The organism is Pseudomonas sp. QC2 (genome assembly GCF_002859085.1).
GTDB lineage: Bacteria > Pseudomonadota > Gammaproteobacteria > Pseudomonadales > Pseudomonadaceae > Aquipseudomonas > Aquipseudomonas petroselini.
The window spans coordinates 163303-176264 of sequence record NZ_PKKS01000002.1 but is presented as its reverse complement, the minus strand read 5'-3'; the positions used below and the strand labels follow the sequence as shown (position 1 = coordinate 176264).

The following is a 12962-nucleotide window of genomic DNA, read 5'->3' as shown; positions in this document are numbered from 1 at the left end:
CGTTTTGTTGAGTGAAGCTCCATTTTAGGCGCGACCTTAGGTCGCAGAAGGCGGACGAACGTGCAGAGATTAGCACCTGTCGATGACAGAAAAACCAAAGTGACATCACCTTTTTCAGGAAATCTGTTTTTTGACGCCAAAAACCCGCTTTCCCCGCCCCTGGATACAATGTAACGATCGGGGCACTGACGCAGGCCGTCGGGCGTTATACTCTGCGGCTAAATTTTGAAATCGACATACAAGGACTCGCCCATGAAAGCGTTCGGCAAAATCCTGGGTCTGGTACTTCTCGGGCTGTTGCTGATCATTGTGGCTCTGGGTTTTGCCCTGACCCATCTCTTCGATCCCAACGACTATAAAGACGAGATTCGCCAGATTGCCCGCGACAAGGCCCACATCGAGCTGACGCTCAATGGCGATATCGGCTGGAGCCTGTTCCCGTGGCTCGGCCTTGAACTGCACGAAGCCAGCGTGGCAACCCTGACCGCGCCGACCCAACCGTTCGCCGACCTGCAAATGCTCGGCCTCTCGGTGCGCGTACTGCCGTTGCTGCGCCGCGAAGTGCAGATGAGCGACGTGCGTGTCGAAGGCCTGAACCTGCGCCTCAACCGTGACAAGCAAGGTCATGGCAACTGGGAAGACATCGGCAAGAACGTGACTGAGGCGAGCGTCGGCAGCCCTGGCTCGGTTGAGCAGCCTGTCGAATCCGAACCGGAAAAGCCGGCAAAACCCATCCGCCTGGACATCGACAGCCTGACCATCAACAACGCCCGCGTTGAATACAACGATGAGCAGACCGGCAAACAGTTCAGCGCCGAAAGCATTCAACTGAGCGCCGGTGCGGTGCACGAAGGCGCCAGCATCCCGGTGAAACTCACCGCCTTCTTCGGCAGCAACCAGCCGGTGATGCGCGTCAAGACCGAGCTCAACGGCAACCTGCGGATCCAGCGGGCACTCAAGCGCTATCAGCTCGAAGACATGAAGATCACCGGCGAAGCCACGGGCGAGCCGCTGCAGGGCAAGACCGTGACGTTCTCCACCCAGGGCCAGCTGCTGGTGGACCAGGCGGCCAATATCGCCGAATGGACCAACATGAAGCTGTCGGCCAACCAACTGCGCGCGTTGGGCGAACTGAAGGTCAACGACCTGGACAAGACTCCGCAGCTCAGCGGCGCCCTGTCGATCGCCCAGTTTGACCTGGCCAAGTTCCTCGACAGCGTCGGCCACCCATTGCCGCCGATGGCCGACGGCAGCCTGAGCAAGGTCGAGCTGGTCAGCCGCCTCAAGGGCACGCCGACCAGCGTGGCCCTGGAAGACCTGAACCTGAAACTCGACGGCAGCACCTTCACCGGTCGCGTCGCCGTGGAGGATTTCGCCAAGCAATCCCTGCGCGTTCAGCTCAAGGGCGACACCTTCAACGCCGACAACTACCTGCCGGCCAAGTCTGAATCGGCCAAGGGTGCGGCGGCCGCACGCCAGGCCGAAGTACAGAACAGCGAAGCCGGGGCCATGGCCGCCGGCGGCACCACGCCGCTGCCCGACGCTCCGACCAAAGGCGCCTGGAGCACCGACAAACTATTGCCATTGACCCGCCTGCGCACGCTGGACGTGGACGCCGACCTTGCGTTCGGCCAACTGACCCTGAGCAAGTTGCCGATCCAGAATGCGGTGCTCAAAGCCTCCGGCCTTGATGGCCAGCTCAAGCTCGACACCTTGAGTGGCGGTCTCTACAACGGTAGCTTCCAGGCCAACGGCAACCTTGATGTGCGCCAGGACATTCCCGTGCTGGCGCTGCAGAGCCGGATCAAGCAAGTACCGGTCGAACGCATCCTGCAAGCCCAGGGGCAAACCCCGCCGGTAAAGGGTCAGATCACCCTCGACAGCAACCTCACGGGCCGTGGCAACAGCCAGAAAGCCTTGATCGACAGCCTCAACGGCACCGCCAGTTTTGTGATCAACAACGGTGTGCTGCTCAATGCCAACCTTGAGCAGCAACTGTGCACCGGCATCGCCTTGCTCAACCGCAAGACCTTGAGCAGCACGCCGCAAGGCAAGGACACGCCGTTCCAAGAGCTGAAGGGCAACCTGACCTTCCGCAACGGGGTCGCCAGCAACCCCGACCTGAAAGTGCGCATCCCAGGCCTGACCGTCAACGGTAATGGCGACGTCGACCTGCGTGTTTTGGGCATGGATTACCGCGTCGGCATCATCGTCGAAGGCGACCAGCGTGAAACGCCGGACCCCGCCTGCCAGGTCGGCGCCAACTTCCAGGGCATCGAAGTGCCGCTGCGCTGCCGTGGCCCGCTGGAACTGGGCGCCAAGGCGTGCCGCCTGGACAAGGACGGCTTGACCCAGGTCGCCATCAAGGCGGCCGGCAACAAGCTCAGCGACAAGCTGGAAGAGAAGCTCGACAAGGTGAACCCGCAACTTAAAGACGCTTTGAAGGGCCTGTTCAAGCGATGAGAAACGAGCAGTTTTCAGAGGCCGTACTCGATTGGTACGACCGCCACGGCCGCCATGACCTGCCCTGGCAACAGGGCATCACGCCTTATCGGGTGTGGGTCTCGGAGATCATGCTGCAGCAGACCCAGGTGAGCACCGTGCTCAATTACTTCGACCGATTCATGGCCTCGCTGCCGACGGTCGAAGCCCTGGCCGCCGCGCCGGAAGACGAAGTGCTGCACCTGTGGACCGGCCTGGGTTACTACACCCGGGCGCGCAACCTGCAAAAGACCGCGAAGATTGTCGTGGCCGAGTACGGTGGTGAGTTTCCCAGGGACGTCGAAAAGCTGACCGAACTGCCGGGCATCGGCCTGTCCACCGCCGGCGCGATCGCCAGCCTGAGCATGGGACTGCGTGCGCCGATCCTCGACGGCAACGTCAAACGCGTACTGGCACGTTTTACCGCACAAGAGGGCTACCCCGGCGAACCCAAGGTGGCCAAGCAGCTGTGGGCCACCGCAGAACGCTTCACGCCGCATGATCGCGTCAATGCCTACACCCAAGCAATGATGGACATGGGCGCCACCCTCTGCACCCGCAGCAAACCCAGCTGCCTGCTGTGCCCGCTGGAAAAAGGCTGCGAAGCCCACATGCTCGGCCTGGAGACGCGCTACCCAATCCCCAAGCCGCGCAAGACCATCCCGCAGAAGCGCACGCTGATGCCGCTGCTGGCCAATGCCGAGGGCGCGATCCTGCTTTACCGTCGCCCTTCCACGGGCCTGTGGGGCGGCCTGTGGAGTTTGCCCGAGCTGGACGACCTGCAAGACCTCGAACACCTGGCCAACCAGCATGCGCTGGAACTGGGCAAGCCACAGGAACTGCCGGGGCTGATCCACACCTTCAGCCACTTCCAGCTCGCCATCGAACCCTGGCTGGTCCAGGTCGAGGAATCCGCCCATCACGTGGCCGAGGCCGACTGGCTCTGGTATAACCTCGCCACCCCGCCGCGCCTGGGCCTTGCCGCCCCGGTGAAAAAACTGCTGAAGCGCGCGGCCGACGTATTGAACGCAGGAGTTTCGTCATGACCCGCACCATTATCTGCCGCAAGTACAAAGAAGAATTGCCAGGCCTGGAACGCCCTCCGTATCCGGGCGCCAAGGGCCAGGACATTTTCGATCACGTCTCCGCCAAAGCCTGGGGCGACTGGCTGAAACACCAGACCCTGCTCATCAACGAAAAACGCCTGAACATGATGAACGCCGAAGATCGTAAATACCTGGCGGGCGAGATGGACAAGTTCTTTTCCGGCGAGGAATACGCCAAGGCCGACGGCTACGTGCCGCCTGCTCAATAATTGATCAAAAACCAGGGTCGGCACGTAAGCGACGGTAATAATTAAATATTTTTTGAAAACTTGCTTGACGACCCCCTGAAAAACCCGTTTAATGCGCCCCGTTGCCCAGATAGCTCAGTCGGTAGAGCAGGGGATTGAAAATCCCCGTGTCGGCGGTTCGATTCCGTCTCTGGGCACCAAATACCGAAACCCCTGATTCCGCAAGGTCTCAGGGGTTTTTTCGTTTCTGGACCTTCAAGCTGCGCTCTGTGTCCGCTCAACGACATTACGGCCGATACAGCGGGAATGCCTCTATCAGCGGCACTATTTCCCGGCCCGTCTCTATTGCACTTTCCGAGGGATCGCTCGGTCTTGGGATATTCCTGGCAAAGTGAAAGATAATGGTCTGCCCGGTGGTACCGTCCTTGTAATACTTGAAATAACTGATTTCCGAGAATTGCCCGTCTTTACGCAATGACGTGGGATAAAACATCATCGAATAATCGATTCCGGTTTTATTGTCGGTCAGCAGGATCGCCGGCATGTTCGGATTTTCTTGCTGGTGAAGCTGGATGGCGCGCTTGGCGAGGTCAAGGGGTTTGAAGCGGTTCATCTCGCGAGGTACGACGGTAAAGTCCACCATTTCATTCCAGGCATCGATGCTTTCCTCTGCGGGGAAATACTCCCACAAGCCCGGTTTTTGGAATTTCAGGACGAACGTCTTGCCGCCGAACACCACCGTTTTGGTGTCGGCAATCGACGGACTAGACATGTCGGAGGTAAGCGGCGTAGCGCAGCCGTAGAGCAACACGAAGGCGGATAACACAAGCAATGTGGCTTTCATTTCAATCCTTGAAAATGTGCGTCAGTGTATTTTGCGCAGGTCACAGTAGCCCGTGATTTCAAGCGGTTCGGACATGAAGGGGTGTATCGGCGGTTCGATTCGGTCTCTGGCACTCGCCTGAGTGCGATTCAACCTCGCCCTAGCGGATCGCTCACCCCCGATCCCACATCAACGTAAACACCGCCACCCGCTCCTGATCGGAAATCTGAAACCCCCGCGCCTCGACCCGATCAATCCAACCCTGCGCCGACAGCCTCTCCCCAAAGCGCACCAATCGCCCGTAGCGCTTGAAGACAGCCCTCAACACGTTGATCATCGCCGGGTAGCTGCAGCCACCGTCGAAGCAAATGCTCAACCGGCCAAATCGGGAGCGGCCGATCACGTGGCCACCGTCAGGCCGCTTAACGTCCTTTTTCGTCATATCCATGATGCTTCCAGTACGACAACGCGAAAAAACAGCACAACTGAATGACCAGTCGGTCACTCAGCTGGCCGAACATACAGCAAGTGGCTGATTCATTTCAGCAAAAACACCATCAGCGGGTTGTCGTTCAACCGCCCTTCAAAGCTTGGAGCCAGATGCTCCAGAGGCGTTCCGTACAGCAGCTCAGTTTCCTTACGCGCCACTATCACCCAGGCCGGTCGGGGCAAGTCCCCCAGTTGCTCAAGCGCTTTACTGCCGATAAATACCGGTTGCTCGTCGTGATCCAGGTTCATCATGTAGCGCACCGCCCAAGTGTCCCGACCCAGGTTGATAAACACCAGCGGACCCGGCTGCTCGGCACGCAGCGCCTCTACCTGGCCAACAAACTGCCGGGTATCGAATTGCAGATCCTTGGCCGGCTCCACCACCGCCACCAACAGCAGCCATTGCGCCGCCAATGCAATCAGGCTGAGCCAAACCAAACGGCCAATCCGACGCCAGGCGACCAGCGCCGCCACTTGCAGCACCACCAGCACGCCGATCAGCAACGGCAACGAAACGTTTGGCCAATAGCCATGCTTCTGCCAGGCATGCCGACAGACAAAGACCACCACCACGCACAACGCCGGCAGCGCCGCGACAAGCCCTTCGTAGCATCGGCGCACGCCCGCGAGCCACCCTTGCGCCTGCAGCAGCCCATAGGCTGCGACAGCCGCAAACATCGGCACCATGGGCAGGATGTAATAGGCGCGCTTGAAGTGCGGCACCGACAGCCCGAGCAGGATCATCAAGCCGCAGGCGCCGAGCCGCGCCACCAAGTGCAGAGTGCCCTCGAACCGCTCGGGCCAGCGGTGACGCAGGGCAATCATTGTGGCCAGCGCCAACGGCACCACCGGGAAGTAGCGGTACAAGCTCAGCTGGAAATAGAAATAGAACGGCTCGCCGATTTCATCGAGACGCCCGCCCACCTGCATCTTGAACACCTCATCGGCAAATGCGTCACCCCCGCTGATGCGCGCCAACTTCATCAACAACCACCAACAGGCTGCCAACAGCACCAGGCCGACGCTGCCGTGGATCAGCACCTGCTTCACACGCTCTCCAGGCTTGCCCAGCGCCCAATACACGCACACCACACCGCAGACCTCGATCAAGCCCAACGGCCCACGTATCGCGAAGCCCAGAATGAACAGAGGGAATACCGCAAGCCGCCTCCAGCGACCACCGCTGTGCAGCAGGTAGAAACTGCCGACACAGAGCAACGCCACCATCTGGTCCAGGCACACCGAGCGGGATTTTTCGAGCAGTTGGGTGGTGAGCAAGGTCAACAACACCGTGAGCAGCGCCCACTGGCGATTAGCCGGAACCAGCAAGCGATAGATCACGGCCACCACCCCAGCGGACGCCAGGGCGGTGGGCAGCACATTCGCCAGATGGTTAGGCGCCCGAAACAGCCGGGCAAACACCCAGCTGAAGAAGGTCGCGGTGCCGGGGTAATCCGCGTAAGGCTGCCCGTAGGTGGTCGGAAAAAGACTCGCACCATGGCGAAACATTTCTTGCAGGAACAGCGCCCAGCGGCCGTCAAATCCTTGGGGCTGCTGATCCCAGATTCCCAAGGTGAACAGCAATAGGGCGAACACAAAAATGCCCAGTGATTCCAGGCGAAAACGGCTGCGGTGATCCATCGGTTGACCTGTCAGGTAAGGGACGCCGACTTATGGTGCAGACCGTCCTGCTGAATAGCGCCTGAACAGACCTGAACATTCCCGCGTTTACCGACCTGCGGGCCATATCCACTGCGGGATCAACCGAACGTAAATCAACTCCCCAATGAGCTCGACCAGGGTTTGCAGGACCACCGCCGTCGCCGCCAACCCGCGCACATCCTCGGGCAAAGCCAATGCCAAGGGTAGTACCACCAGCGAGTTACGTGTCGACGCGCTGAACGTCACCGCCCGCGCCGTTACCGCAGGAAGCGCAAACAGCCGCGACGCCAGCGCCCCCATCAGCGGCGCCAGCAACACGAAGCCGATGTACACCGGAATCACCGGCAGCAACAGGTTGATATCCCGCACCACGGAGGTGATTTGCGAGCCGACCACCACAAACAACACCAGCGCCATCGCCGGCACCGGCAGCCACGCCCAGGCGCTGTTCCAGACACTGGCAATCGATGATCGCCGCGCCAGCACAGTCGTGACCACGGCCAGCAGCATCGGCACCACGATCAACAAGAGGAACGCCTCGATAAACGGCCGCGCCTCGACCACCCCCTCGGATTGCGCGCCGAGCATCAGGCCCAGATAGATCGGCAACAGCGCCAACTGCAGCAGCAACAGCACCGGCGTAGCCGCCAGCATCAACCGCGAATCCCCCTTACCGATGTGGGTAAACACCACCACATAGTCGATGCAGGGCGTCAGCAACACCAGCAAAGCGCCCACGAGCAACGCCGGACGGCCCACGAGGCTTTGGGTCAATGCCCACACCAGTAACGGAACGAGAATAAAGTTGGCCAGCAGCAATGCCGACAGGAAGCGCTTGTTGCCCCAGCTTTGACGCAGGTCCAGAAACGGGATTTGCAGGAACATCGCATACATCAGCACCGCGATCGCGGGCGTGACCAGTGCGCTGAGACGGTGGGCAAATGAGGGGGCGAGCAGGCCGAGAACGGCCGCCAGCAGCACGGCTGCGAAGTAGACCGGGATCTGGTTGTGTTCGAGGCTGTCGCGGGACATGAAGGCTGGCTCAGATGGATCGAAAGGTGGTCAGCCTAAGCATACGAGGTGGCAAGGTCGAGCACCCTGACAATCTCCGCGATCACGATGCACGGAATTTGTTAAGTTCGACGTCTTATAAAAACGCGTGAGCCTGCATGCCCTCACCCGAGGCGTAAGGACCCAGTAGCGCCATGAACCTTCCAACCCGCCCCACCCCGCTAGCGTTCCACGAACCCGCCACCGACGGCTACTCCCTGGGCGGCTTCACCTGGCGCCACCTGCGCACCGACGTCGAACGCCCGGTCGTCATCATCAACGCCGCCACCTCCGTGCGCTGCCGCCACTACGCCCGCTTCGCCGACTACCTGTTCGCCAACGGCTTCGACGTCATCACCTACGACTACCGTGGCATCGGCGAATCTCGCAGCGGGTCGTTGCGGGGGTTCAACGCCTCGTGGTCGGATTGGGGCGTGCTGGATTTCGAGGCGATGCTGCAGCGAGCGCAGCGGGAGTTTCCAGGGCAGCCGATTGACGTCGTCGGCCACAGTTTTGGCGGCTGCGCGGCAGGGCTCGGCGCGTCGGGCGCGGTCATTCGGCGGATGGTGACAGTCGGTGCGCAGTTTGCGTACTGGCGCGACTACGCGGCGAGCGTGCGTTGGCGGATGTTTGCCAAGTGGCATGTGGTGATGCCGCTGGTGACGGCGCTGTGCGGGCACTTCCCCGGCAAGCGCCTGGGCTGGCTGGAAGACACGCCGGCGGGCGTGGTGCGGGACTGGAGCACGCTGACGCCCAGGTATGAAACGCGCCCCAGTGGACGAGCGTTGGGTGAGCTGCCTTTCAGTCGTGTAAACGCGCAGATACTGGCCATCAGCATGACCGATGATCCGTTCGGGACAGTCGCGGCCATCGAGCGGCTACTGGGTTACTTCGACAGCAGTGAGCGCACACATCTGCGCATCGCCCCTGAAGACATCGGCGAAAAGGAAGTCGGACATTTCGCCTTTTTTCGCAGCGAGTATCAGGATCGGTTGTGGCCGATTGCACTGGAATGGCTTCAAAACGGGCAATTAACGGCGGATACCCTTGGGATTTCTGCCAACCTGCGCTTCAATACCCCACCCAGATCCAGCATTCCAGGACGTTGAGCCATGGCCTCGCCGAACAAGCAGCAAAAACGCGCCCACCGGGCAAAGGCCAAGGCCAAGCAAAACCGTACCCAACGCGCTGTCGCGACCAAGCCGGACGCGTTTGCCGGCGATGACAGCCGCATCGACCTTGAGTCAGTGGATTTGACCGAGCTGTTCGTGGAGATGCGCACCGCAGGCGAGATCAGCCAGCAGGCATTGTGTGCCGTGTTCCTGGCTCATCCGTTGCTGGCGCTGGTGCTGGAACAGGAAGGCGAGGAGGAAGCCACCGACTTCATTCTTGCGGCACTGATCGAGTATCGGCAGTGGGCCACGGACACCGACGATGAAGCCGCCGCGCTGGCGTGGATCGAGTCGCCGCAGTTCCAGGCGGATTACGTGGCGGCATCACAGGCGCTGACCAGCTCCCAGGACTGATACAAAACCAAATGTGGGAGGGGGCTTGCCCCCGATTGGGGTAGATCAGCCAGCACATCTGACGCTGACACACCGCAATCGGGGGCAAGCCCCCTCCCACATTTTTTACAGCATTTCGTCAGTTCAATACCGCAGCGCCAACCCTCTGCGCCTTGCGACGGCTTGATACAAACAGTCCCGCCGCCACCACCAGCAAACTCAGCACGCCGGTCGCGATGATCTCGACCCGGTGCGCTTCCTGGAACAGCATGATGGTCAGCGTACCCACGATGAACACCATCACCGCGTAAGTCAGGCCTGGGAACAGCCACATCTTGAAGACGATCTTCTCGCCCGCCGCCGTGCGCTTCTGGCGCATGCGCAGTTGCGACACCGCAATCACCAAGTACACCAGCAACGCGATGGCGCCGGAACTGGCCAGCAGGAACTCGAACACGGCCGCCGGAGCCACGTAGTTGGCGAATACCGCCAGGAACGCGGCGCCGGTGGACAACAACACTGCCCAATAAGGCGTGCCGCTCTTGTTGGTGCGCTTGGCCACGGCCGGTGCATCACCGCGACGGCCCAGGGAGAACAGCATGCGCGAAGCGGTGTACAGCGCCGAGTTCAAGCAGCTGGTTACGGCAACCAGCACCACCAGGTCGACGATCAGCTTGGCGTTCGGAATACCCATGCGCTCCAGCACGGTCTGGTAGGAACCTACGGCCGCCAAGGTCGGATCGTTCCAAGGGACCAGGGACACCACGATGAAGATCGACAGCAGGTAGAACAAACCAATCCGCCAGATCACCGAGTTGGTGGCCTTGGTGATCTGCTGGCCTGGGTTCTTCGATTCAGCGGCGGCGATGGTGACGATCTCGGTGCCCATGAACGAGAACATGGTGGTGAGGATCGCAGCCAGAACGGCGCCCATGCCATTTGGCATAAAACCTTGGGTGTCGAACAGGTGCGAAACACCGCTGACCTGGCTGGTCGGCAGGAAGCCGAAAATCGCGGCCAGGCCAAGGATCACAAAGCCCACGATCGCCACGACCTTGATCAACGCAAACCAGAACTCGAACTCGCCGTAGTTCTTCACGCTGAATAGATTGGTGGCCGTCAGCAGTAAGGTGATGATCAGGGTAAAGGCCCAAATGGCCACATCCGGGAACCAGGCGTGCAGGATGGTCGCGGCAGCGTTGGCTTCCAACGGAATCACCAGCACCCAGAACCACCAGTACAACCAACCGATCGTAAACCCGGCCCAATGACCGATTGCGCGGTCGGCGTAAGTGGAGAACGAACCGGTGTCAGGCGACGCGACGGCCATTTCTGCCAGCATGCGCATCACCAATACCACCAGTGTGCCCGCAGCGGCATACGCCAGCAGTACCGCCGGGCCGGCGGCGGCAATCGCGTGGCCGGAGCCGACAAACAGACCGGCACCGATGACGCCGGCAATCGAGAGCATGGTGACGTGACGCGGTTTGAGCCCCTGTTCGAGGTCATTGGAGCTTTGCGTACTACTCATTGACACACCTTTACGAGGAATTGCGAAAACGGTCGGCCCGGCCCGGGATCTTTCTCGTGAAAAGAAACCAACGGGGCGTTCTTTATTTTTTACGCAATATTTGCGCCAAAATGTTACAGGGCCACGATTGACGCGGGCTGCAGGACGATTCAACAACCATCGCAAGTCATTGAGAACAATGGCATTCCGCTATAGCGTTACCGTGCGACTCACATTCAAGACGAATAAACGCACCATAAACACACACAAAAAGTACGTGACGCCCCACAAAAGGGCTGATACGCACCGTTTGCCCGGTTAACCCTTCCAACACCCGGCCAAAGCTGGCACCATCGCGCCCTTTTTACGCGAAGCCCGCGATTTTTCGGGTTCAAACGGTTGTTCGGTTGTTGATGGCGCGACACGCTGCTGTGCCGATGCGACACCCTGCCGCACACCACCTGTTTACCCCAAGCCACGCTGTTGGCTGCTATCAAGACGCTATGCTAGCTTGGCGCCTCGCCAGGAAGGCGGCCCAACAGCGAAGATCGCAATGAACACAATGAGGACCCCACATGGCCGAGGCCACGCCCGCGCTTGAAATCCGCAACTTGCATAAACGCTATGGTGAGCTGGAGGTACTCAAAGGTATCTCGCTCACCGCTCGCGACGGCGATGTGATCTCGATCCTGGGTTCCTCCGGTTCCGGCAAGTCCACCTTCCTGCGCTGCATCAACCTGCTGGAAAACCCGCACCAGGGCCAGATCCTGGTGGCCGGCGAAGAACTCAAGCTCAAGGCCGCGAAAAACGGCGAGCTGATGGCCGCCGACGGCAAGCAGATCAACCGCCTGCGCAGCGAAATCGGTTTTGTGTTTCAAAACTTTAACCTGTGGCCGCACATGAGCATCCTCGACAACATCATCGAGGCCCCTCGCCGCGTGCTCGGCCAAAGCAAGGCCGAGGCCATCGAAGTGGCCGAAGCCCTGCTGGACAAGGTCGGCATCGCCGACAAGCGCCATGCTTACCCGGCGCAATTGTCCGGCGGCCAGCAACAACGGGCGGCCATCGCGCGCACCCTGGCGATGCAGCCTAAAGTCATCCTGTTTGACGAGCCCACTTCGGCCCTTGACCCGGAAATGGTTCAGGAAGTACTTAATGTGATCCGCGCGCTGGCCGAAGAAGGCCGCACCATGCTGCTGGTCACCCATGAAATGGGCTTTGCCCGCCAGGTGTCCAGTGAAGTGGTGTTCCTGCACCAAGGCCTGGTCGAAGAGCAAGGATCGCCACAGCAGGTGTTTGAAAACCCGCTTTCGGCGCGCTGCAAACAATTCATGTCCAGCAACCGCTAACGGAGCAACATGCATGCAGAACTATAAAAAATTCCTTCTGGCCGCGGCCGTCTCGATGGCGTTCAGCGCCACGGCCATGGCAGAAACCTTGAAAATGGGGATCGAAGCGGCCTACCCGCCGTTCAACAACAAAGACGCCAGCGGCAACGTCGTGGGCTTCGACAAAGACATCGGCGACGCCCTGTGCGCCAAGATGAAAATCGAAAAGTGCGAAGTGTATGTGTCCGACTGGGACGGCATCATCCCGGCCCTGAACGCCAAGAAATTCGACTTCCTGGTGTCCTCGCTGTCGATCACCGATGAGCGCAAGCAAGCCGTCGACTTCACCGACCCGTACTACTCCAACAAGCTGCAGTTCATCGCGCCGAAAGCCACCGCCGATTTCAAGACTGACGCGGCTTACTTGAAAGGAAAGGTCATCGGTGCACAGCGTGCGACCTTGGCCGGCACCTATCTGGAAGACAAGCTGCCTGACACCGAAGCCAAGCTCTACGACACCCAGGAAAACGCCTACCTCGACCTGACCTCCGGTCGCCTCGACGGCATCCTCGCCGACAAGTACGTGCAGTACGAATGGCTCAAGAGCAAAGACGGTTCCGCCTACGAGTTCAAAGGCGATCCAGTGGTCGAAAGCGACAAGATCGGTATCGCCGTACGCAAGGGCGACCCACTGCGCGAGCGCCTGAACAAAGCCCTGGCAGAGATCAAGGCGGACGGCACCTACAAGAAGATCAACGACAAGTACTTCCCTTTCAGCATCGAATGATCTGAACGGTATGCCCGACGCGCTCAGTTGAGC

The 12962-nt window shown here is 60.1% G+C and carries 12 protein-coding genes and 1 tRNA gene; 8 read left to right on the top strand and 5 right to left on the bottom strand.

Translation table 11 applies throughout. The features are described 5' to 3' along the window. Positions 1 to 252: 252 nt before the first annotated feature. From QCBJ_RS01025 to QCBJ_RS01010, 4 genes are all read left to right on the top strand, one after another. A complete protein-coding gene (locus QCBJ_RS01025) occupies positions 253 to 2463 on the top strand; it encodes an AsmA family protein (RefSeq protein ID WP_046034632.1) in 2211 nt (736 codons plus the stop codon). Then, a complete protein-coding gene (mutY, locus tag QCBJ_RS01020) occupies positions 2460 to 3527 on the top strand; it encodes an A/G-specific adenine glycosylase (RefSeq protein ID WP_012721743.1) in 1068 nt (355 codons plus the stop codon). The genes QCBJ_RS01025 and mutY overlap by 4 nt, the downstream gene beginning before the upstream one ends. Then, positions 3524 to 3796 carry an oxidative damage protection protein gene (locus QCBJ_RS01015; RefSeq protein WP_012721742.1) on the top strand — a complete coding sequence of 91 codons (273 nt, stop codon included), beginning with the start codon at positions 3524 to 3526 and terminating at the stop codon, positions 3794 to 3796. The genes mutY and QCBJ_RS01015 overlap by 4 nt, the downstream gene beginning before the upstream one ends. 103 nt (positions 3797 to 3899) lie before the next feature. Further along, a tRNA-Phe gene (locus QCBJ_RS01010) sits at positions 3900 to 3975 on the top strand. An 86-nt stretch (positions 3976 to 4061) separates the two neighbouring features. On the opposite strand, the gene QCBJ_RS01005 is transcribed toward QCBJ_RS01010, so the two are convergent. From QCBJ_RS01005 to QCBJ_RS00990, 4 genes are all read right to left on the bottom strand, one after another. Continuing rightward, a complete protein-coding gene (locus QCBJ_RS01005; protein ID WP_102059956.1) occupies positions 4062 to 4619 on the bottom strand; it encodes a hypothetical protein in 558 nt (185 codons plus the stop codon). Positions 4620 to 4770: 151 nt separating this feature from the next. Then, positions 4771 to 5046, bottom strand: coding sequence for a hypothetical protein (locus tag QCBJ_RS01000; protein WP_012721740.1), 276 nt, complete (start codon positions 5044 to 5046; stop codon positions 4771 to 4773). A gap of 89 nt (positions 5047 to 5135) precedes the next feature. After that, positions 5136 to 6728 (bottom strand): glycosyltransferase family 39 protein, encoded by a 1593-nt coding sequence (locus tag QCBJ_RS00995; RefSeq protein WP_102059955.1) that lies wholly within the window; start codon positions 6726 to 6728, stop codon positions 5136 to 5138. Between the two features lie 87 nt (positions 6729 to 6815). Beyond that, entirely contained in the window at positions 6816 to 7781 is a 966-nt protein-coding gene (locus QCBJ_RS00990; RefSeq protein WP_102059954.1) for an arsenic resistance protein, read from the bottom strand. 173 nt (positions 7782 to 7954) lie between these two features. On the opposite strand from QCBJ_RS00990, the gene QCBJ_RS00985 reads away from it, so the two are divergent. Beyond that, positions 7955 to 8908: an alpha/beta fold hydrolase gene (locus QCBJ_RS00985; protein WP_012721737.1), complete on the top strand. Its 954-nt coding sequence runs from the start codon at positions 7955 to 7957 to the stop codon at positions 8906 to 8908. Positions 8909 to 8911: 3 nt separating this feature from the next. Then, positions 8912 to 9325 carry a hypothetical protein gene (locus QCBJ_RS00980; protein WP_012721736.1) on the top strand — a complete coding sequence of 138 codons (414 nt, stop codon included), beginning with the start codon at positions 8912 to 8914 and terminating at the stop codon, positions 9323 to 9325. Between the two features lie 118 nt (positions 9326 to 9443). On the opposite strand, the gene gabP is transcribed toward QCBJ_RS00980, so the two are convergent. After that, positions 9444 to 10835, bottom strand: coding sequence for a GABA permease (gene gabP, locus QCBJ_RS00975; protein WP_046034626.1), 1392 nt, complete (start codon positions 10833 to 10835; stop codon positions 9444 to 9446). 554 nt (positions 10836 to 11389) lie between these two features. Between gabP and QCBJ_RS00970 the strand changes: the two genes are divergently transcribed. Beyond that, positions 11390 to 12163, top strand: coding sequence for an ABC transporter ATP-binding protein (locus tag QCBJ_RS00970; protein ID WP_012721734.1), 774 nt, complete (start codon positions 11390 to 11392; stop codon positions 12161 to 12163). A gap of 13 nt (positions 12164 to 12176) precedes the next feature. Beyond that, entirely contained in the window at positions 12177 to 12929 is a 753-nt protein-coding gene (locus QCBJ_RS00965) for an ABC transporter substrate-binding protein (RefSeq protein ID WP_064054119.1), read from the top strand. Positions 12930 to 12962 lie beyond the last annotated feature (33 nt).